Origin of the sequence: Hyphomicrobium sp. D-2 (assembly GCF_029872155.1) — a bacterium.
In the GTDB taxonomy this organism is placed as follows: domain Bacteria; phylum Pseudomonadota; class Alphaproteobacteria; order Rhizobiales; family Hyphomicrobiaceae; genus Hyphomicrobium_A.
Map to the genome: position 1 here is coordinate 480,359 of NZ_JARXLA010000008.1, position 19,670 is coordinate 500,028.

20 protein-coding genes are annotated in these 19,670 nt (G+C 61.8%); 8 read left to right on the forward strand and 12 right to left on the reverse strand.

Annotated features, from left to right (window positions below):
• Positions 1–22: 22 nt before the first annotated feature.
• Entirely contained in the window at positions 23–1,306 is a 1,284-nt protein-coding gene (locus QEZ49_RS14720) for a hypothetical protein (protein WP_280388054.1), read from the reverse strand.
• Between the two features lie 403 nt (positions 1,307–1,709).
• On the opposite strand from QEZ49_RS14720, the gene QEZ49_RS14725 reads away from it, so the two are divergent.
• From QEZ49_RS14725 to QEZ49_RS14750, 6 genes are all read left to right on the forward strand, one after another.
• The gene (locus QEZ49_RS14725) at positions 1,710–3,080 is read left to right on the forward strand and encodes a hypothetical protein (RefSeq protein ID WP_280388056.1); all 1,371 of its coding nucleotides are present in this window, start codon (positions 1,710–1,712) and stop codon (positions 3,078–3,080) included.
• Between the two features lie 229 nt (positions 3,081–3,309).
• Positions 3,310–3,513, forward strand: a complete 204-nt coding sequence (locus tag QEZ49_RS14730; RefSeq protein ID WP_280388058.1) for a hypothetical protein — start codon at positions 3,310–3,312, stop codon at positions 3,511–3,513.
• Positions 3,514–3,802: 289 nt separating this feature from the next.
• The gene (gene rlmN, locus QEZ49_RS14735) at positions 3,803–5,095 is read left to right on the forward strand and encodes a 23S rRNA (adenine(2503)-C(2))-methyltransferase RlmN (RefSeq protein ID WP_280388060.1); all 1,293 of its coding nucleotides are present in this window, start codon (positions 3,803–3,805) and stop codon (positions 5,093–5,095) included.
• Between the two features lie 5 nt (positions 5,096–5,100).
• Positions 5,101–5,532 carry a hypothetical protein gene (locus QEZ49_RS14740; protein ID WP_280388062.1) on the forward strand — a complete coding sequence of 144 codons (432 nt, stop codon included), beginning with the start codon at positions 5,101–5,103 and terminating at the stop codon, positions 5,530–5,532.
• A gap of 132 nt (positions 5,533–5,664) precedes the next feature.
• Positions 5,665–6,141 (forward strand): hypothetical protein, encoded by a 477-nt coding sequence (locus tag QEZ49_RS14745; RefSeq protein WP_280388064.1) that lies wholly within the window; start codon positions 5,665–5,667, stop codon positions 6,139–6,141.
• 172 nt (positions 6,142–6,313) lie between these two features.
• Complete coding sequence (locus tag QEZ49_RS14750; RefSeq protein WP_280388066.1) at positions 6,314–7,210, forward strand: hypothetical protein; 897 nt, start codon at positions 6,314–6,316, stop codon at positions 7,208–7,210.
• An 83-nt stretch (positions 7,211–7,293) separates the two neighbouring features.
• On the opposite strand, the gene QEZ49_RS14755 is transcribed toward QEZ49_RS14750, so the two are convergent.
• Positions 7,294–7,566, reverse strand: a complete 273-nt coding sequence (locus QEZ49_RS14755; RefSeq protein ID WP_280388068.1) for a hypothetical protein — start codon at positions 7,564–7,566, stop codon at positions 7,294–7,296.
• Positions 7,567–7,873: 307 nt separating this feature from the next.
• Here QEZ49_RS14755 and QEZ49_RS14760 point away from each other — a divergent pair, with 307 nt between their 5' ends.
• The gene (locus QEZ49_RS14760; protein ID WP_280388070.1) at positions 7,874–9,106 is read left to right on the forward strand and encodes an argininosuccinate synthase; all 1,233 of its coding nucleotides are present in this window, start codon (positions 7,874–7,876) and stop codon (positions 9,104–9,106) included.
• 91 nt (positions 9,107–9,197) lie between these two features.
• Here the strand turns inward: QEZ49_RS14760 and asnB are convergent, their stop codons facing one another.
• From asnB to QEZ49_RS14800, 8 genes are all read right to left on the reverse strand, one after another.
• Positions 9,198–11,201, reverse strand: a complete 2,004-nt coding sequence (gene asnB, locus QEZ49_RS14765) for an asparagine synthase (glutamine-hydrolyzing) (RefSeq protein WP_280388072.1) — start codon at positions 11,199–11,201, stop codon at positions 9,198–9,200.
• 175 nt (positions 11,202–11,376) lie between these two features.
• Positions 11,377–12,198, reverse strand: a complete 822-nt coding sequence (gene radC, locus QEZ49_RS14770) for a DNA repair protein RadC (protein WP_280388074.1) — start codon at positions 12,196–12,198, stop codon at positions 11,377–11,379.
• Positions 12,199–12,217: 19 nt separating this feature from the next.
• Positions 12,218–13,039 (reverse strand): type I methionyl aminopeptidase, encoded by an 822-nt coding sequence (gene map, locus QEZ49_RS14775; RefSeq protein WP_280388075.1) that lies wholly within the window; start codon positions 13,037–13,039, stop codon positions 12,218–12,220.
• A gap of 149 nt (positions 13,040–13,188) precedes the next feature.
• Positions 13,189–13,839 (reverse strand): 50S ribosomal protein L19, encoded by a 651-nt coding sequence (rplS, locus tag QEZ49_RS14780; protein ID WP_068462850.1) that lies wholly within the window; start codon positions 13,837–13,839, stop codon positions 13,189–13,191.
• Between the two features lie 311 nt (positions 13,840–14,150).
• Positions 14,151–14,870 carry a tRNA (guanosine(37)-N1)-methyltransferase TrmD gene (trmD, locus tag QEZ49_RS14785; RefSeq protein ID WP_280388567.1) on the reverse strand — a complete coding sequence of 240 codons (720 nt, stop codon included), beginning with the start codon at positions 14,868–14,870 and terminating at the stop codon, positions 14,151–14,153.
• Between the two features lie 225 nt (positions 14,871–15,095).
• Positions 15,096–15,383 carry a DUF1330 domain-containing protein gene (locus tag QEZ49_RS14790; protein ID WP_280388079.1) on the reverse strand — a complete coding sequence of 96 codons (288 nt, stop codon included), beginning with the start codon at positions 15,381–15,383 and terminating at the stop codon, positions 15,096–15,098.
• A gap of 40 nt (positions 15,384–15,423) precedes the next feature.
• Positions 15,424–16,134 (reverse strand): orotidine-5'-phosphate decarboxylase, encoded by a 711-nt coding sequence (gene pyrF / locus QEZ49_RS14795; protein WP_280388081.1) that lies wholly within the window; start codon positions 16,132–16,134, stop codon positions 15,424–15,426.
• A gap of 225 nt (positions 16,135–16,359) precedes the next feature.
• On the reverse strand, positions 16,360–17,190 hold the full coding sequence (locus QEZ49_RS14800) for an outer membrane beta-barrel protein (protein WP_280388083.1): 831 nt from the start codon (positions 17,188–17,190) through the stop codon (positions 16,360–16,362).
• A 333-nt stretch (positions 17,191–17,523) separates the two neighbouring features.
• Between QEZ49_RS14800 and QEZ49_RS14805 the strand changes: the two genes are divergently transcribed.
• Positions 17,524–17,802 (forward strand): hypothetical protein, encoded by a 279-nt coding sequence (locus QEZ49_RS14805; RefSeq protein WP_280388085.1) that lies wholly within the window; start codon positions 17,524–17,526, stop codon positions 17,800–17,802.
• A gap of 57 nt (positions 17,803–17,859) precedes the next feature.
• Here QEZ49_RS14805 and QEZ49_RS14810 read toward each other — a convergent pair whose 3' ends face one another.
• Both QEZ49_RS14810 and dnaJ read right to left on the reverse strand, forming a co-directional pair.
• Entirely contained in the window at positions 17,860–18,450 is a 591-nt protein-coding gene (locus QEZ49_RS14810) for an NAD(P)H-dependent oxidoreductase (protein ID WP_280388087.1), read from the reverse strand.
• A 7-nt stretch (positions 18,451–18,457) separates the two neighbouring features.
• Positions 18,458–19,603 (reverse strand): molecular chaperone DnaJ, encoded by a 1,146-nt coding sequence (gene dnaJ / locus QEZ49_RS14815; protein ID WP_280388088.1) that lies wholly within the window; start codon positions 19,601–19,603, stop codon positions 18,458–18,460.
• Positions 19,604–19,670 lie beyond the last annotated feature (67 nt).

Genomic DNA, 19,670 nt, shown 5'->3' on the forward strand with positions numbered 1-19,670 from the left:
TTTTTGTAGCCGTTCGGTCCGGTTATTCGATCACAACAGTCGCCACATAGTCCATGGTGCGCTTGTTGGCGTTCTCCGGCAGCAGCGTATTGATGAGGAACGAGGTGGGCGAATAATTCTCGGCGATACCGGCCCAGTTGAAGCCGGTGCCGACCAGGCGCGCACGCCAATTCTGCCACATGCGGCCCGTCATGCCGGTGTAATAGGTCTTCAGGCGCTCGAAACGCGGCTGCATTTCGGTGGCGACCTGACGGTGGCCGACCGACATCTTCGAAAGGCCGGCAGGGTTCTCGGCAAACACGCGGTCGATCATCGCCTTGTTCTGGTCTTCAGGCAGATCGAGCTGATCCAGCACCAGCAGCGGGCCATCGGCCAGACCGGAATAACCGTTGCGGCCCTTCAGCGGCAGGATGTTGCCGGTCGCCTTCATCGGCTCCATCGGCTCCTTGATGCATGAAGGCACGCGGCTGCCCTTGAAGTCGTTGGCGGTCTTTTCGGGATCACAGTTGCGCAGCGACAGCAGCGACCAGACAAATTCCGAGCAGTACATATCCAGCGGCTTGCTCTGCGGATTGCCCTGGCCGAGCGCGATCTGTCCGAACTGCTTCACGAAGCCGAGGTTCGAGCTCGATTGATACTTGGGCGCGTTGTAGTCCTGATTGAAGCTGATTTGGCTGGGATAGATCTTCTTCGAATTGTCGTTGAGGCGCTTGGCCCAGGCGAACAGGTTCGCTTTCTGCGCGTCCGTCAAATTGCGGGGGCGGATGATGTGCAGGAAGTTCAGCGTGCGATAGTGGTCGCTCGTCAGGTCGCCGCGGCCGACATATTCAGCATCGAGCGGGTTATCGAGATTGCGCACCGTGCCCGTCTTGTCGACATAGGCAAAGCCGGTGTGGCTGATGCCCATCTGAATGTTGGGATAAGCACCCGCGCCGCCCCACTCGTTGCGGAACGTCAGCAGGATGTCGCCGGTCTGAACGAGACCGCTCTGGCCCAGACGCTTGGCCAGCCCCGCGCGCTTGGCAACGATGAGGCGCAGGCCGACATCGCCCTTCGACGTGGCGGCTTCGGGGTGCTTGAAGTCATAGAGCTTGTCGGTGGTCTTGATGTCCTTGGGCAGCGGCGCGCGGGCGCTGGCTGGCACGGCGAAGAACACCGGAATATTCAGCTTCTTGGCGAGGGAAGCGTTGGTCTTTTCGTTGAATGTGAATTCGGCGGCATTGGCGATACCGCCGGCGGCCAGTGTAACGCCAAGGGACGCAGCAGCGCCGATAGCTACGGTGACAATCTTCTTCGACAAGGACATGGGCAGCTCCCCCTAAACTCTTGACGCCAGACTTAACACGGCGGAGGCAGCGGCCCAACAGGCGCGCGCCTGGGTTTTGATCGCCCGCGAGAAAAGCCAACAAGCGTGACGGTCTGATGGACAGGGCGCGGCCAAATCGCGGCGTGACGGGTGCGCCTTGGTGGAGCAGTGCAGCGATTTAAGCTCGCCGGGAAGCTAAGCGCGACCGATCGGCGCGCGCCGGCCGCTGTGCTAACTATTTGATGTGGCGATCTTAGTTGTGTCCATTTTGCAGGGCAGCAAGAGCGCTGGAACGCTGGTAGACTGAACTCCTGAATCGCGCCCGCTTAAATATTCGGCGGGCAATGCGCGGTGGCCAGTCTGTCGGCTCCGACACCTATGGATCTTATTCACGGAGAGCAGCGTGAAAACGATAGGTGCCGTTCTTGTTGCGGCCAGCGTTTTTGGAATTTCGGCATTTGCGGTATTGGCGCCAGCCCGCGCGCAAAGCGATGAGGCAATTGGGGAAAGCGCCGGTTGCTCGGATGTGAACCGCGGCCTGCTCAATATCAATTTCTCGTCGTCGACGCCGATTTCGCGCCAGCTGATGCTGGAAGAGGGCGACAGCATCGCCTTTTCGGCTTCCGGCGCATCGGTGGCGCTGACAGGCGGCTTCAGGGCGCCGCTGGCGCTGGTGTCCACCGGTGGATCGGGCGGGACGTTCAAGGTGCCACGCAATGGCGCCTACACCTTCCAGATCACGGCCACCACCGATGCCGGTTCCAGGGTTACGGCAAGCTGCAATTCAGGCCGTGCGGCCGCCAATGCGGCGTTTCTCAATCGCAGAAAATCGCTGCTCAACTCCCGCGATCCCGATCGGATGCGGATCGACCGTCCTGCAACGCCGATAGCCAATGCCGACAAACCGCTTTCCAGCACGGTGACGCTGGACAACGACGGCCGCGCCAAGGATGTCGGTTTCTCGGTCAGTCTGTCTGAAATCACCGCTGCCACCAATGGCGGCAAAGCCGATCCGGGCATCGTCGATTTCTGGCTGGAAGGCCGGATGCAGAATTATGAAACCGGCAGCGCGGCCGCGCGCGATGCAGGAAACCTTGGTGTTTTGTATGTCGGCACGCGATCGATGGTTGGGCCCGACATTATGGTCGGCGCGATGGCGCAGCTCGATCGCGGCGTTGAAAGCGCGCTTGACGGCAATGATCAGATGCGCGCGGAGGGCTGGATGGTCGGCCCATATGTCAGCATGAAGGTTGCGCCGGGCGTGGTGTTTGACGGACGCGCGGCATGGGGTGAAACGGTGAGCGCCGTCAGCAGCCCCGACATCGACAACGGCTTCACGCAGCGCAGCCTGTTGCGCGGCAAGCTTACCGGAACGCGCGACTACAGCGGTTGGAAAGTCGCGCCCAGCGTTGGCATGGTCTACATCGAAGATGCCGTGCGCGATGGCAGCAGTGGTGCAATGAAAGCGGCCGGTAGCGGCAAGGTGGAAGTGCTGCCTGAAGTGACGCGCCGGTTTGAACTCGACGAAAAAACCTTCATCGAGCCGCGCGCCGCGGTTGGTGCTTTCGTCGGCTTCAACGATCTCAACGCAATCAATCCGATGGTGACAACGGTCAATCCAACGGATGTGCAGCTCAAGGCTGAAGCTGGCGTTATGTTCGGTGTGAAGGATGGCTCGACATTGCAGGCGACAGGCGGTGTCGAAAGTGGGGCGACAAGCGGTGCTGAAAATTGGCGCGGACGGCTTCAATTGAACATGCCTTTAGGCGATTGAGGCATTTCAAGATCTGCCGATTCAAATCGGGCGCAAAAACATTCAATTTTACAGGTATTCGTCTTTCACAGGCGCAACGGAAGTTTATTTCTCTGTGGGCGGAGCAGCGCGTAGCATTATGTTTGTCAGCGGTCGTTCCATTGCGGTTTGACGCGCCCCTATTGAGCGTCATTCTCTCAGATTAAATCGCAGTTGATCGACCGACAGAGCTACCCCGTCAGGAGGTCTTATGTCGTGTCCGAGTATCGATGTTCGAGGGAAGCGCGTGATCCTGCTTAGCGGCTTCCACGACACTGTGAAGGCCGCGCGGGCCAAAGCAGTACTGAACGAGACCGACGTCAAGGAAGCTGGCAAGCTTCAGCAACTCGCGCGGCTGCATCCCGATGCTGTCGCATTTGGTTTTGTGGCAGGGCGCTGGGTGCCAGCCGCCTGAACTTTTCTGACGGCGTCGGCATGTTTGGCCCTGGGGGCGCCACCGACGTCAGCGGCACGGCCCGATTGCCGCATATGCGCCGCAGTGGCTGCGGCAACCTATAAAAGATGGCCTGCAGGTAACCAGCCGGAAACCATCTCGCTTGTAGCTATGCTGCATCTCTCAAAGGCGTCTCAGTGCGATCCCCAGACCTCAACCGGTCTGGGGATTTGCTGTATTCGGACGGTAACGCTAGATAGAGGCTGATTTCCGCAAATCCCCGCGAGCCCTATCGAACTATCGGACGCCCATGGCCCTAGCTTTCGACCATTCCGCGACTGCCGAAGTCGCAGCGCTGCCACTGGTAGCCAGCCCGGAAAAGCCCTCACTGGCAGGGCTTGGCCGCGAGGGGCTGCGCGCCGCGCTTGCCGAAGCTGGCGTGCCGGAGAAGCAGCTGCGCATGCGCGTCAACCAGCTTTACAGCTGGCTGTATGTGCGTGGCGTTTCCAGCTTCGACCAGATGACGGACGTGGCGAAGGATCTGCGCACGCGTCTTAGCGATCGCTATTCGCTGGAGCGGCCGCAGATCGTATCCGAGCAGGTTTCGGTCGATGGCACGCGCAAATGGCTGCTGCGGTTGCCCGCACAGGGTCGCGATGGCCGCCCGCCCGAGGTCGAGACGGTTTACATCCCCGAGGCCGAGCGCGGCACGCTGTGCATTTCCAGCCAGGTCGGCTGCACGCTGAACTGCACCTTCTGCCACACGGGCACGCAGAAGCTGGTGCGCAATCTTACGGCGCAGGAAGTCATCGGCCAGATCATGCTGGCGCGCGACCGCATCGGTGACTGGCCCGGCGCTGAACCGCCCGGCGATGGCCGCCTGCTGCCGTCGTCCGATCGCAAGATCACCAACATCGTGCTGATGGGCATGGGCGAGCCGCTCTACAACTTCGACAACGTCAAGGGCGCGATGGAAGTCGCCGCTGATGGCGAAGGGCTGTCGGTTTCGAAGCGGCGCATCACGCTTTCAACGTCGGGCGTCGTGCCGGAGATCGCGCGCTGGGGCGCTGACACAGGCACCATGCTGGCGATTTCGCTGCATGCCGTGCGCGATGACCTTCGCGATGAGCTGGTGCCTATCAACCGCAAATATCCGATCGCGGAGCTGCTTGAGGCGTGCCGCAATTATCCGGCACTTTCGAACGCGCGCCGCATCACCTTTGAATATGTCATGCTGAAGGGCGTGAACGACAGTCTGGCCGAGGCGCGCGAGCTGGTACGTCTGCTGGCGGGCATCCCGGCCAAGATCAATCTCATTCCGTTCAACGCATGGCCGGGCGCACCCTATGAGTGCTCCGACTGGGATCAGATCGAGCGCTTTGCCGAGGTGGTCAACCGCGCTGGATATGCCAGCCCTGTGCGTACGCCGCGCGGTCGCGATATCTATGCCGCTTGCGGGCAGTTGAAGTCCGCCAGCGTGAAGCAACGCGCCAGTGCCGCGCTGTCATCGCTGCCGCAGGTTGGTGGCCCTGTTGCTGCGGCCTCCGTTCCGGCGGCGGACTTCATCGCCCCTACTCCCGCATCCAGCCGCGACGGAGCCTGACGCTAGTGTTCTGGAAGACAGCGGGCCGGGTGCTGATCGTTATTCCGTTTGCGCTGCTGCTGGCAGCGCTTGCCTCTGCCTTCGTGCTGGTAACACTGGGGCTGGAGCGGGCCACCGCATTCCTGCACGTCAATCCGATTGGCGATGAAGACGTCGAGACCGTCTTCGCGATGGTCAATCAGGGTGCGGTGCTGGCAGCCAGCATCACCATCATTCCCGCGCTGCTGATGGTCGTCGTAGGGGAGATCGCCCGTATTCGTGCGTTGGCGTATTACGTTATCGGCGGCGGGCTGGCGCTGGCGGCTGTGCCGCTGCTGGCGCGCTATGGGCAGGCTGGCGCCGTTGCCTCGTCCGACGCCATCGTCTGGCAGGTATTTGCAACCGCAGGCTTTGCCGGAGGTTTCATGTATTGGCTGATCGCCGGACGGAATGCCTGAGGCGTGCGCTGCCTTTTATGACGGGGCGGGGCAGCAACGCCCGGGCGGCCGTTAGGCAAGGCGGAGCGTTTTTCGTTGAGATCACGCGCTTAGGGCCTATAAGCTACGCCCGGTTGTAGGGAATTCTTGGCTATGCTCACGCTGTTGCGCGTTCTTTTCGGGTTCATCGTTGCCTGCCTCGTCGCGGGCGCTGTGACGGTTGCTTTCATCGTCACGCCGGGCGATGTCGCCGCGCTTCCAGCCGATGCCCAGGGCGAGCGGCTCATCAATGCGGGCGTGCTGGCCCTTCTCACCGCAACCCATTCTGCCATCTTCGCTTTTCCCTTCGCGGTGCTGGCTATCGGCATCGCTGAGCTGGCACGTCTGCGGTCGCTGCTGTTCTACGTCGCCGTTGGCGTCATCATCGCGCTGGGCGGTTTCTCGGCCGAATACATGAACGAAGTGGCCGGCGAGGCTTCGATCCTGAACAACTACGCGCTGGCGGCTTTCCTGGCTGCGGGCGCGTTGGGTGGCTTCACCTACTGGCTGTTCGCTGGCCGTAAAGCTGGCCGCCGACGCAAGAATGCTGCCACGGCTGAAGGTTCGACCGAAGCAGAAGCCGCCGCCTGAGCCGGTCAGCCAGTTAAAGCTCCAGGTTTTTCAATTTCTGCTATGAAGGCAAACGGCTTGTTTGCATTGCAGCAATAGGGTTAGCCTGCAAACGGGCGTTTGCGGGCGGCTGGTGCTGCCAGCATTGCAGGGCCCATTGCAGGCCGATGAACCAAACCGAAGGGCACGCAGAATGCTGAATCCCGAACTGCAGCAGCGCTTTGCCCAGAGCTGTGCCGACGCAGCGCTCAACTATTCGAAGGCCAATGCCGCCGCTTATGCCGCGTTCACCGATCAGGTGCTCGGCTTCTGGTCCGGTGTCATGCAGCAAGCGCTTCCGCAGGTGCAGAAGCCTGCCGCCGCTCCGGCGCCTGCGTCGTCGCTGTTTCAGCCGTGGGATTTCCTGGCCCCGTGGATGGCGCTGATGACGCCGCCGGGCGCCACCTCCACGCCGCCGCAGCGGGCGGAGACTTCGGCCGACCTGTTCAGTAATCCGTTTGCCTGGGCACTGCCGGGCGGCACAGTGTCATCGGCCAGCCGTACGCGTCAGCCCGAACCGGCGCCGCAGTTCAATCCGCTGGCACCCTTCCTGCCGCCTTTCATGCAGCCGTCAGCAGCGGCCCCTCCAGCGCCGTCACAGTCGCCGTTTGGTATGCCCTCGTTCGGACTGCCCATGGTCGGCGCAATGCAGCAGGCGATGACGAGTTTTACCGATGCTGTTGTGAACACGATGAGCGCCATGAGCGGTGCGCAGGTGCGGTCGATGGCACAGCCCTCCAATCCGATGGCTGCCTGGCTCGCCATGTTCCCGTTTTCGAAACAGGCGGCAGCCTGGCCGATGGCGTTCGTGATGATGCAGTCCGGCGTGCCGCGGTCTGTCGCCTGGCCCACCGCCGAGGCCAACGCAGCGGTGCTGGATGCCGCCGACACCGCCCGTCGCTCGGTGCAGCAGTCGGTCGACAAATTTCGCCGTGAGGGTGCTTTGAAGTCCCCGGCTCCGGAGGCAACGACGCCGATGGACATCCTGACCATGATGATCGCTGTGCCGCTGAACATCGGCACCATGTTCACCGCGCTGAAGCTGCGCTGATCTACGGCCTGTCTTCGCAAGGCCCGGTAAGGGGCGACTTGAGCGCCCCGGCCTGAAACTCGGCCTGCCGCCTTCCTGCGTCGTCAGGCCGTTTTCTTTGCTACCTGCTCATAGGGGCGCACCCGGCAATGCGGCTGGCGGACGTCGCCGAAGCGCGTGGCGCGCTGCTTGCGCCAAAGGCATTCGCCCTTGGTTTGGCAGGTGTGGATGTCCAGCCCTACGCACGATGTCGCCGAGCGGTGCTCGATTTTGGTTTCATTGCGCGCTGCCTTGTCTTCGGCGGCGAGCGGCGTCACGCTGGCAATGGTGACGATGGCGGTAGCCACGAAGGCCCTCAGCCCCAGTTGGGTACGCATCACGAGGCATTTCCCCCTGAAACAACTTACAAGCTATTTTTTACCATTCAGGGCACGGCATTTCCAGCCCGGCCTGTCCCGATGGTTATGGTGATGCTGTTGCAACTATAGGCGGTGGCCTTCCTGTCACATGCATGGTGCAGGATGGCTCTGGATGGAGCCGGTGCAGGGTCTCCCGGTGCGAGCGCATTGGCCTAAATGGCACTGAGCTCGCACGCCGCGCCCGCTGGCTATGGCCTAGAGGTGAGAAATCTCGTACAGGGCTGTTGCATCCATTTCCTATCGCTCAAGCCGATAAAGAGCTCCCATGACCAGCCAGACCAAGCCGATCAAGAAGGTCGTGCTCGCCTATTCCGGCGGCCTCGACACGTCGATCATTCTCAAGTGGTTGCAGCAGACCTATGGCGCCGAGGTTGTTACCTTCACGGCCGACCTGGGTCAGGGCGAGGAGCTGGAGCCCGCGCGCGCCAAGGCGCTGATGCTCGGCATCAAGCCGGAGAACATCTACATCGAGGATCTGCGCGAAGAATTCGTGCGCGATTACGTGTTCCCGATGTTCCGTGCCAACGCGCTCTACGAGGGCATCTACCTGCTCGGCACATCGATCGCGCGGCCGCTGATTTCCAAGCGCCAGATCGACATCGCTCGCGCCACCGGCGCGGATGCCGTCTGCCACGGCGCCACCGGCAAGGGTAACGATCAGGTCCGCTTCGAGCTGTCCTATTACGCCCTTGAGCCCTCGATCCGCATCATCGCGCCGTGGCGTGACTGGTCGTTCAAGAGCCGCGAAGACCTGATCGAATTCGCCGAGCAGAACCAGATCCTGATCGCCAAGGACAAGCGCGGCGAAGCGCCGTTCTCGGTTGACGCCAACCTTCTGCACTCGTCCTCCGAGGGCAAGGTGCTGGAAGATCCGAACGTCGAGCCGCCGCCGTATGTATTCCAGCGCACGGTTTCGCCGGAGGAAGCGCCCGACAAGGCAACCGTCATCACCATCGGCTTCAAGCAGGGCGACGCGGTTTCCATCAACGGCACGCCGATGAGCCCGGCGAACATCCTCGCGACGCTGAACGATTACGGCCGCGAGAACGGCATCGGCCGCGTCGATCTGGTCGAGAACCGCTTCGTCGGTATGAAGTCGCGCGGCATTTACGAGACGCCGGGTGGAACGATCCTGTGGCACGCCCACCGCGCCATCGAATCCATCACGCTCGACCGCGGTGCAATGCACCTCAAGGACGAGCTGATGCCGCGCTATGCGGAGCTGGTTTATTACGGCTTCTGGTTCTCGCCCGAGCGCGAGATGCTGCAGGCCGCCATCGACAAGAGCCAGGAGCATGTTGAGGGCGTGGTGACGCTGAAGCTCTACAAGGGCAACGTCATCGTCACCGGCCGTGAAAGCCCGAAGAGCCTTTATTCGTCGACGCTCGTCACCTTCGAGGATGACAAGGGCGCATACGACCAGAAGGACGCCGCGGGCTTCATCAAGCTCAACGCGCTGCGTCTGCGCACGCTGGGTCAGCGCGACCGTCAGGGCTGATTGTCTAAGCGCTGACTACTGAAACAATGAAGGCCGGTGATGCAGATCGCGTCACCGGCCTTTTTCATATGCTTTCGTTGCGGCTGCCGAGTTAAGCTGCTGCCTTGCGCAGGCCGACGCCTTCGGGGCGATCAACTTGCGGCTTAGGCACGTTGTCCGGCAGTTCGCACAGTCCGCCGCCCATATAGATCTGATGCCAGAGCTGGGTTGAGAGCACGCCCGTCAGACCCATCTTCAGGAACACGTTGATCTTGCCGCCCTTGCCCGCGCCGATGGCTTCGTAGTCGCGCAGCACGGCGTCGGTGTCGAAATAGCCGGTGCGGTTCAGCGACTCGCGGCTCATCAGTTGGCGCACATAATCCGGCGGGTTGATGAAGAATGACTCCGCCAGCGGCGCGCGGAACATGCCCTTCTTGCGGAATGCGGATTCCTTCGGCAGCACACGCGAAGCGGCGAGACGCAGGAAGTATTTGTCCTTCAGCATGCCGCGCAGCTTCCAGCGCGGATTGAGCTTCGAAACAAACTCCACGACGTCCTCATCGAGGAACGGGTAGCGCGTCTCGACGCTGTTCGCCATGGCGACGCGGTCGCCCTTGTGGTTCAGCAGCAGACCCGGCAGATGCACCTTGTAGCCGTAGTAGAGCGACTGGTTCAGCGGATCCCAGCGACGCATGCGCTCGGTGTCGATGTGCACGTCATCGTAGGCGGTGTAATCGCCCAGCTGCGCCTTCACGTCGCCGCTGAAATACTTCGCGCGCGACTGCGAAACGAGGTGATAGATCAGCGTCTGCGCGTGGGCGCGGCCCATCTTCTCGTCGATGCGCTTCAGCTGCGCGTTCGACATATGCGGCGCCATGCCGATGCGGAACATGCGGTTGACGGCATCGGAAACATGCGTGCCGCCGACATCCATGAAGTAGCTGAGCTTACGCAGCTTGAACCAGATGTAGCCGGCAAACGCTTCGTCCGAGCCTTCGCCCGTCAGCGCAACCTTATAGCCTTGGTCGTGCACCTCCTGCGCCAGACGCCACAGCGCCGCGCATGACGTGTCGATCACCGGGCTGTCGGTTGATGCGATCAGCTTGGGATAGGTGTTGGCAATTACGGAGCTGTCGGAACGCAGGATCGTCGGCTGGCTGCCGAGCGCACGTGCGGTGAATAGCGCGTCCGATGTTTCATCGAGGCCCTTGCCCGGCACCTGAATGGTGAAGCTCGGGATGGGCGAGCCACGCAGCTTCGAGGCCGTAGCCAGCACATAGGCGGAATCAACGCCGCCCGAAAGGTAGCCAACCACCGGCACATCGGCGCGTAGGCGCATCGCGACAGAACGCTGGAACAGAGCTTCGAACTGGTCGATCAGCGCGGTTGGATCGGCAGCGTCAACTTCGTCGCCAGCGTCTGGGAAGTCGATGTCCCAGTAACGGCGCTCGACGACTTCGGCAGTCCTGCCATCGGCGTGGAATGCGATCTTGAGGTAATGGCCGGGCAGCACCGATTGGATGCCCTCGAACATCGTGCGCTGGGTGCCCTGCGCGAAGAACGTGAACACCTGATCCATGCCGCGCGGATCAAAGCGCGGCTGCACTTCGCCGGAAGCCAGAATGGCTTTGATCTCGGAACCGAAGTAGAGCCAGTCGCCCTGGCGGCTCCAGTGCAGCGGACAGATGCCAACGCGATCGCGGCCAAGGAAAACGGTGCGCTTGGTGAAGTCGATCAGCGCAACAGCGAACTGGCCCTTGAGGTGCGAGAAGACATCCTCACCGTACTCCTCATAAAGGTGCACGATGATTTCGGTGTCGGTGTGTGTACGGAATACGTGGCCCTTGGCCTCCAGCTCCGCCTTCACTTCCGGATAGTTGAACAGCTCGCCGTTGTAGACGACGCCGACGCTGCCATCTTCGTTGAAGATGGGCTGCGAGCCGTCACCGAGGCCTACGATCGATAGCCGCCGATTGGCGAAACCGATGCCGGGCCGGAACAGATAACCGTCCTCATCGGGGCCGCGATGCAGCAGCGCGTCGGCCATTCTTCGTACGACGGCCTGCTCCGGCTGGCGCTTGCCCGTAAGGTCGATAATTCCAGCGATGCCGCACATAGGTCCTCGTTTGATGGGGGCGATTCGGCTTGAGGGGTAAAATGCACCCCGCGCAGGTAAACGGCCGGTTACACAACGTCGCAAATAGCGCCGGCCATTGGTGATTTAAATGGCGCGCGGGCGGATCGTTGCCAGAACAACTAAGTCGACACAAGTAACTTGTGCGCAAGAATTCTCAAAACAGTTCGAGCGATTTGAGGCTCGCATAGCCTTCGCGGCCAACAATAATGTGATCGTGAACAGCAATTCCCAAAGGTGCGGCAGTCGAAACGATCAGCTTTGTCATGTCGACATCGGCGCGCGACGGCGTCGGATCGCCAGAGGGATGATTATGAACCAGAATTACCGCCGTAGCTGAAAGCTCAAGCGCCCGTTTCACTACTTCGCGGACGTAAACCGGCGTGTGATCCACGGTGCCGCGCTGCTGCACTTCGTCGGCGATCAGGCGGTTGCGCTTGTCGAGAAACAGGATGCGGAATTGCTCGCACTGTTCATAGCGCTGGGCCGCCAGCAGATAATCCAGCACCTGCCGTGACGACGACATGGCCGGGCGCTGCACGATTTCCGAGCGCATTAGCCGCAGGGCCGCGGCGCGTACAACTTTCAGCTCGGTGATGACGGAATCGCCGACGCCGGCAATTTCTTTCAGCCGCTGCTCCGGCGCACTGATCACCTCGGCGAATGTGCCGAAGCGCGCCAGCAGTTGCTTGGCGAGGCTTTTGGTATCGCGGCGCGGGATGGCCCGGAACAGCAGCATCTCCAGCAGCTCATAGTCCGGCAACGCATCATCGCCGCCTTTGCGGAAGCGTTCACGCAGCCGCTGGCGATGGCCGAGATAGTCGGGCGGAGGTTCCTGGGTGATGGAGGCTGTCGGCGCGGATAGCGTTGCGGTTTCAGATGGTGAAGCGGTAGGCGATGCGGCGAGGAACGTTCCCTGCGGATTGTCCTCTACACTCGCCCCCGATCCGCTATCGGATCGCTTACCCCGTGACGCCATCACTCAAAGCCGCCATGCGTTACTGTTCGAACTTCGGGAATTCCAGCCCGGCGGGCGAATGGGTGAACACTTCGCAGCCCGTCTCCGTCACGCCGATGCTGTGCTCGAACTGGGCTGACAGCTCGCGGTCGCGCGTCACAGCGGTCCAGCCGTCGTTCAAAACCTTCACGTGCGGGCGGCCGAGATTGATCATCGGCTCGATGGTGAAGATCATTCCCGGCTCCAGCACCACGCCTTCGCCCGGCTCGCCGTAGTGCAGGATGTTGGGGCGGTCGTGGAACACTTGCCCGAGGCCGTGGCCGCAGAAATCGCGCACGACGGAGCAGCGCTCGCCTTCCGCATAGGGCTGGATCGCCGCGCCAATGTCGCCCGTGGTGGCGCCGGGGCGCACGGCATCGATGCCACGCTTCAGCGCTTCATAGGTGATGGCGATGAGGCGCTCTGCCTTGCGCGAGATTTTGCCCACCGCATACATGCGCGAGGTGTCGCCATGCCAGCCATCGACAATCAGCGTCACGTCGATGTTGAGGATCTCGCCTTCGCGCAGCGGCTTGGGCCCCGGAATGCCATGGCAGACGACGTGGTTGATAGACGTGCAGATGGCCTTGGGGAAGCCGCGATAGTTCAGAGGCGCCGGGTAGGCATTGTGATCGAGCGCGAACTTCAGCACCCGCTCGTCCAGCTCTTCGGTGGTCACGCCGGGCTTCACGTGCTCGGTCAGCATGTCCAGTGCTTCCGCCGCCAGCCGTCCGGCTTTGTGCATGCCGGCAAATGCTTCGGGCCCATGCAGCTTTATCTTCTCACTGCGGGCGGACACGCGTCCGACTTCAACGTTCGACATGGTCTGGTCCTGGAGCCTTGAGCGGGTGGAGGAGCGGGATGCTGCAAATAAAGTAAGGGCAGCCGCGCCAAAAAGCAAAAAACGGCGCACCGCGAGGCACGCCGTTTTGAATTCTTGATGCCGGCCGGGATGGCCGTTCAGCTAAAGGCTTAGCCCTGAGCTTCTTCGGCCGGAACTTCAGCCACAGCGGCTTCAGCGATCAGCGTACGAGCCTGGCCGACCCAGTCGTCCTTCTCGATGCGGCCGTCCAGCTTCAGCGTCTCGTCGATGTGTGCGATGTCATCGTCCGAGAGGTTGGCGATCTGCTCAAGCTTGATAGCGTTGAGGTGGCGCAGAGCAGCAGCCAGATTGGCGTCGATGCCCTTGATCTGCGTCAGATCCTCAGGCTCGCCCTTCTGCTTCTTGAAGCCCTTCCAGGCAGCGTTGAGGCGGCGGGCGCGGGCGTCTGAACGCTCCGGAATACGGGCTGCCTTACCGCGACGGCCACGGAGATAGTAAAGCTTGGCGCGGCGAACCTTACCGCGGCGGATAACCTCGATCTCGGCGATGTACGGCGAGTAGATCGGGAACACGCGCTCCACGCCCTCACCATAGGAGATCTTGCGGACAGTGAAGCTCTCGTTGATGCCACCGCCGGAGCGGCTGATCACGACGCCTTCATAGGCCTGCGTACGGGTGTTGGCGCCCTCGATCACCTTCACCATCACCTTGACGGTGTCTCCGGGACCGAATTCGGGAACGGGGCGCTTTGCGATTACAGCGCTGATCTGCTCGCGCTCGATCTCTTGGATGACGTTCATAGGGCACCTGACCGTGAAAAACTGGAGCAACAGGCCGTTGAGGCTCGGCGGACTGGCCGGCACCCCTAAACGGCATCATTAGGGAATTTGGGCCGGTTCATAGACGAATTGCGATGGGTTGTCGATATGGTTGGAGGCGATTTGTCGCCGCCGTCGCATCAAATCGAGCCGCGAGTTGTCGCGGGGCACCGATGCAACACGAAAAACCGGAGAAGCCGCCTGATGCGGAACCCCGCACAGTCCGCATGAACCGCGTGTTTCAGCCCCATATTGCTGGAAATAGTGCCCGCAGCGCAACCGGAAAGCGCTGCTTAACCCTTGCCGCCGATGAGGTCCGGACGTCGCTCCGCGGTGATGCGCTCGGCCTGCTCGCGGCGCCATTTGGCGACCTTGGCATGGTCGCCCGACAGCAGAATGTCCGGTATGGCGCGGCCTTCCCACTCGCGGGGTTTGGTGTACTGCGGATATTCCAGCAGCCCGTTTTCAAAACTTTCTTCGCTCAAGGAAGCGCTGGTGCCCATCACGCCGGGCAGCAGGCGCACACAGGCATCCATCAGCACCATCGCCGCCAGTTCGCCGCCGGACAGCACATAATCGCCGATGGAGACCTCGCGCATCTGGCGTCCGGCGATCACGCGCTCATCGACGCCCTCAAAGCGGCCTGCCAGCAGCATGACGCCGGGGCCAGCGGCCAGCTCCGCTGCCAGCGCCTGCGAAAGCGGCTCGCCCCGGGGCGACATATAGATCAGCGGCGTGTCGGGTTCGGTTGTGCGGGCGTGATCGATGGCGGCGGCCAGAACGTCGGCGCGCATCACCATGCCGGCGCCGCCACCGGCCGGGCTGTCATCGACGGCGCGATGCCGCCCGAGGCCGAATTCGCGAATAAATACAGTGTTGAGAGACCAGAGCCCGGCTTCCAGTGCCTGACCGCTGAGGGACAGGCCGAGCGGACCGGGAAACATTTCCGGAAACAGGGTCAGCACCGTAGCGCGCCACGCCGGATGATCGGTCTTCTCAGGAAAATGCGCCATCGCCGCCAACTCGTTATGCGGGCCAGTTCCCGCCATACCCGGCTTATATGGCCGTGCGCGCCCTGCTGTCACCCTTCGCCCCGGCTGGCCGTCGATGAATGCCAGGTTCGCCAGACAGAAACGCCGCCCCGAGGCTGGCTCAAGGGCGGCGTTAAACCGATGCTGCGAGGCGGCAACGGGTGCCAGACTTGGGCGTCAGGCCCCAAGCTCCGGAGACGTCAGGCGTCAGACGCCCTCCACCACAACCATGTGCAGCGTGCCAGCGCCTTCGCGCAGCTTACGGGCCTCGGCATATTCCGGCGAGGAAGCATAGGCGAGGGCGGTGTCGTAGCTGTCGAACTCGATGACAACGTTGCGGGCAAGGCCATCACCTTCGATGATCTTGGCCTGACCGCCACGCACGACCGGCTTGCCGGCGAACTTATCGAGAGCGACCTTCGACTTGGCGACGTATTCGGCCCACTTGTCCGGATTGGTCACTTCTGCGCGCACGATCACATAGCCCTTGGCCATCTAAGTTCTCCGTTATTTTTCAGATTGATGCGATGGTTTGTTAAATCGAAGCCTGAGCTTCGCGGATGTGGTTGCAGAACGTCTCGGCGGCCAGGCGCGGGGCGTCGGCTTGCGTGATCGGCCGCCCCACAACGAGGTGGCTGGCGCCCGCTCTGATGGCATTGTCCGGCGTGGTGATGCGCTGCTGATCGTCGGTCGAGCTGCCGGTCAGACGGATGCCAGGCGTGACGATCAGGAAGTCGGGGCCGGTTGCCTCGCGGATGCGTGCAGCCTCCTGCCCGGATGCGATGACGCCATCGAAGCCGGCTTCCTGCGCCAGCAGCGCCCGGCGCAGAACAAGATCGGCCGGGGCCAGAGATGTGCCCTGCTCGGCCAGATCATCGGCGGTGAGATTGGTCAGCACCGTCACCGCCAGCAGCTTCAGTTTACTATCGCCGCGCCCGGAAACCGCGGCGCGCATCGTTTTCAGGTCGTGGCCATGCACGGTCAGCATGTCGAGGCCCAGCTCGGTGACATTAGCGACCGCGCGCTCGACTGTGTTGCCGATGTCGAGAAACTTCATATCCAGGAAAACGTGCTTCCCGTCGGCCTTCAGCGCCTGCGCCAGATCGAGGCCGCCCGCGAACAGCAGCTCCAGTCCTACTTTGTAGAAGGTGACGCTGTCGCCCAGGGTGGCGATCAGGCGCCGGGCTTCCTCGATCGTTGGCATGTCGAGGGCGACGATTAAACGGTTTTTGGCGGCAGTCGTCATGGCTTTCAAGGCGGCTGTTGGCTGGAGTACTTTGCGGAAAAGTGGGAACCTATTTTCCGACAAGAAGCACGAAAAACAAATGTCTAGAGCCTTTCCGCGATCCAGCGAAACGCTGAAAGGATCCAGAATGCAGTTAGCCATGCAGCACGAGGGCGGTGAGTGCAAGGGGCAGGCGCGTCCTCCCAGGCCACGGGTGGCCGATGCCCGAACGCATTAAGCCTGCTGTCAATCGCTGAAACTGTAGTTGATGCCCACGCGCGCGATGTTCGCGGTCACATCAACGGAGGTATTCAGCGGGCTGCGTTCGGGACCTGCCTGTGGAACAACGATGCCCTTGGTCGTTACCTTGCCGAGATCGACATAGAGATATTCGGCCTTGATGGACCATGGCCCGCCGAGATTGGCTTCGATGCCGCCGCCAAGGGTGTAGCCGGCTTTGGTGCGGGTGCGAGAACTCGCGCCCTGCGTCGCTCTCTGAGGGCCAAGAGCGACTAATCTGTCGAAGAATTCGTTTGAGGCTTTTACGTCGCTGAGTGCGAGGCCGCTGGTGAAATAAAGCAGCATATCAGGCGTGGCGAGCCAGCCGAGACGCCCGCGGGCGGTCAGCAGCCAGTCGGTGGAATAGGAGGCTTTGACCGTATACGCGGGGCCCGGGAAAGTTGGGTAGGGAACGTCAACGGCGCCCCGTCCGCCGTTCAGATCGAAGGCGCCGAAGTCTACTTCCGCGCCAATCAGAAACTGATTGAAGCGCTGGTTGGCGCCCAATTGCACGCCGCCGGTGAACGAGCCAGAGCGCGCCTTACCCGAGGCGTTTTGTTCGATGGAGGCGATGTTCTCGTCGCTGGTGAAGAACGACGTGGCATTCACCTCGCCGACGTCCGTCGTGGTGTCGCCGCTGCCCCATGCGCCGCCGGCGAAGGCACCGACATAGAAGCCGTTCCATGGGTCAGTCTGGGTTGAGTCGGCCCGGGCCGGAGACGCGGCTGCAACCGAAAGGGCTGCCGTGACGGCGAGGTATGAGCATTGCCAGAACCTGCGTGCCTGCGCCGCTGCCATTTCCAGATCCCTCGCGCGAATTTTGGCAAGGCTACACGCGATAGAGGATTTCACTCAACCCAAGCGGGACTGTATCGTCCCACGGTTGTGGCGATTAGAGCACATTGTGCAACGGACTCGGGAAAAATTGATATGAGCACAATTGACGAACATGCATTGGCACTCGACTATGGCGAGTGCCGACTCGTTCGGCACAAAGGGAAACCCCATCCGCCTCGTGAACGGATGGGGCTGAAATAAACCGCCGGGTAGGGCGGCGTGTGATCACCAGCGGACAATGAGTCCGTTTTGGGGATGCTGTCAAGCCCTGCCCGGCATCATGAGGATGCCATAATGGCAAATTTCATCGTTAGCTACGATCTCAATGGCAGTTCTCCATCTCATGAAGAAATGGATGAACATGTGAGATTCGTTGCATCGCGAAGCGGTCGGCTCTTGGAATCAGTATGGTGGGTTTCCTACTGGGGGAGTGCAGCGCAGCTTCGTGATCAGCTCAAAGTCATTCTCGGCTCTGAAGACCTTCTGCTAGTGGCGGAGGCAAGAGACGCCGCGTGGACTTCGCTGTTGGTTGACCACCATGGTTTTGTGGAAGCTTGGCACGCAGCGGCCTAAGTTTGAGAGTAGAGTTGGGTGCAGCGATAAGTAGGCGCTGCACCTCGCCTTATCTAGCTAGGCGCCGCGTAGCACGCGCGCGGTGTGGGCCGCACGTTGGATCAGCGCCTTCAGCATTTCCTGGCTGTCTTTGTTCTTCAGGTGGCCGTCGGTGTCGAAGGCCTCCGCAGTGCGGGGCAGTGCGAACTGATCCGGCAGCACCAGCGCGCCAAGGCCAAGCTCCAGCACGTGGCGCACGTCGGTAAGGCCCCGCAGGCCACCCATGCCGCCGGGCGAAGCCGCGCCAAGCGCGAACACCCGTGTCTTGAACACCTGCTTGCCGCTGGGCTCAGGCGCGTTCACCCGGCTGACCCAATCGAGCGTGTTCTTCAGCAGCGCGGTGATTGAAGCGTTGTATTCCGGGCAGGCGATAAAAATGGCATCGTGCTCGGCCATCAGGTTCTTGAACTGCACCGCATTTTCAGGCGCTCCGGCGATGGCTTCATCATCGCCGTTGTAGAGCGGCATCGGATAATCTTCGAGGTCGGCGAAGGTTGCCTCAATGCCGTTGGCTTCGGCGATTAAGGCGCCAAGCCGAGCAAGCTGCTTGTTATAGGAGCCGGCGCGCGCCGACCCCGCGAAGAACAGCATCTTCACCGTGTCGCCCATCGCAGCCTCAGCTTCCCTTGCCTTCGAAGAAGTCCTTCACGCGGGCAAAGAAGCCGGCGCACTCCGGGCTCGTTTCCTTATGGCTTTCCTGCTCGAACTCTTCCAGCAGTTCGCGCTGGCGCTTGGTGAGGCTCTTGGGCGTTTCCACCTCAACCTGGATGTACATGTCGCCATGCACTTTCGAGCGCAGCACCGGCATGCCCTTGCCCTTGAGGCGGAACTGCTTGCCGCTTTCCGAGCCCTCGGGGATCTTGATGCGCGTCGCGCCGCCTTCAACGGTCGGCACTTCGATATTGCCGCCGAGCGCCGCTGTCGTCATGGCAATCGGCACCTTGCAGAAGATGTCGGCGCCGTCGCGCTGGAAGAACTCGTGCGGCTTGAGCGAGAGGAAGATGTAGAGGTCGCCCGCCGGTCCGCCACGCAGGCCCGCTTCGCCTTCGCCAGCCAGACGGATGCGCGTGCCATCCTCAACGCCGGGCGGAATGTTGACCGAGAGCGTACGCTCCTTGGTGATGCGGCCCGCACCGTGGCATGAGGCGCACGGGTCTTCGATGATCTCGCCGCGGCCCTGACAGTTGGGGCAGGTGCGTTCGATGGTGAAGAAGCCCTGGCTGGCGCGGACTTTGCCATAACCGGCGCAGGTTGGGCATTGCGAGGGCTTGGTGCCCGCCTTGGCGCCGGTGCCGGCGCAGGTTTCGCAGGCGATGGAAGTCGGGACCCGGATCTGGGCAGCCTTGCCGACGTATGCGTCCGAGAGGGTGATTTCCAGATTGTAGCGCAGGTCAGCGCCACGCTCGCGGGCTGAGCGCCCCCCGCCGGCACGCTGGCCGCCGCGCCGGCCACCCATGAATTCGCCGAACAGATCGTCGAAGATGTCCGACATCGAGGAGGCGAAATCCGGGCCGAAGCCTCGACCGCCGCCGCCATGCTCAAATGCCGCATGGCCGAATTGATCGTAGGCGGCGCGCTTCTGCGGGTCCTTAAGGACCTCATAAGCTTCGTTGAGTTCCTTGAAGCGGACCTCGGCCGAAGTGTCGCCGGGATTGCGATCGGGATGGAATTCCTTGGCGAGGCGGCGGAAAGCGGATTTCAGCTCCTGCTCGCTGGCCCCCCGGGAAAGCCCGAGCGTTTCATAATAGTCGCGCTTGGACATGTTCAGCGCGGATCCTTCGGATTGGTGCAAGGCTGATACCCCATTTCTAGGGAAATAGCGTTGTTTT

Coding starts and splice junctions, on each gene's coding strand:
- QEZ49_RS14720 (WP_280388054.1), bottom strand. CDS start 1,306: ATGTCCTTGTCGAAGAAGATTGTCACCGTAGCTATCGGCGCTGCTGCG.
- QEZ49_RS14730 (WP_280388058.1), top strand. CDS start 3,310: ATGTCGTGTCCGAGTATCGATGTTCGAGGGAAGCGCGTGATCCTGCTT.
- rlmN (WP_280388060.1), top strand. CDS start 3,803: ATGGCCCTAGCTTTCGACCATTCCGCGACTGCCGAAGTCGCAGCGCTG.
- QEZ49_RS14745 (WP_280388064.1), top strand. CDS start 5,665: ATGCTCACGCTGTTGCGCGTTCTTTTCGGGTTCATCGTTGCCTGCCTC.
- QEZ49_RS14750 (WP_280388066.1), top strand. CDS start 6,314: ATGCTGAATCCCGAACTGCAGCAGCGCTTTGCCCAGAGCTGTGCCGAC.
- QEZ49_RS14755 (WP_280388068.1), bottom strand. CDS start 7,566: ATGCGTACCCAACTGGGGCTGAGGGCCTTCGTGGCTACCGCCATCGTC.
- QEZ49_RS14760 (WP_280388070.1), top strand. CDS start 7,874: ATGACCAGCCAGACCAAGCCGATCAAGAAGGTCGTGCTCGCCTATTCC.
- asnB (WP_280388072.1), bottom strand. CDS start 11,201: ATGTGCGGCATCGCTGGAATTATCGACCTTACGGGCAAGCGCCAGCCG.
- radC (WP_280388074.1), bottom strand. CDS start 12,198: ATGGCGTCACGGGGTAAGCGATCCGATAGCGGATCGGGGGCGAGTGTA.
- map (WP_280388075.1), bottom strand. CDS start 13,039: ATGTCGAACGTTGAAGTCGGACGCGTGTCCGCCCGCAGTGAGAAGATA.
- rplS (WP_068462850.1), bottom strand. CDS start 13,839: ATGAACGTCATCCAAGAGATCGAGCGCGAGCAGATCAGCGCTGTAATC.
- trmD (WP_280388567.1), bottom strand. CDS start 14,870: ATGGCGCATTTTCCTGAGAAGACCGATCATCCGGCGTGGCGCGCTACG.
- QEZ49_RS14790 (WP_280388079.1), bottom strand. CDS start 15,383: ATGGCCAAGGGCTATGTGATCGTGCGCGCAGAAGTGACCAATCCGGAC.
- pyrF (WP_280388081.1), bottom strand. CDS start 16,134: ATGACGACTGCCGCCAAAAACCGTTTAATCGTCGCCCTCGACATGCCA.
- QEZ49_RS14800 (WP_280388083.1), bottom strand. CDS start 17,190: ATGGCAGCGGCGCAGGCACGCAGGTTCTGGCAATGCTCATACCTCGCC.
- QEZ49_RS14805 (WP_280388085.1), top strand. CDS start 17,524: ATGGCAAATTTCATCGTTAGCTACGATCTCAATGGCAGTTCTCCATCT.
- QEZ49_RS14810 (WP_280388087.1), bottom strand. CDS start 18,450: ATGGGCGACACGGTGAAGATGCTGTTCTTCGCGGGGTCGGCGCGCGCC.
- dnaJ (WP_280388088.1), bottom strand. CDS start 19,603: ATGTCCAAGCGCGACTATTATGAAACGCTCGGGCTTTCCCGGGGGGCC.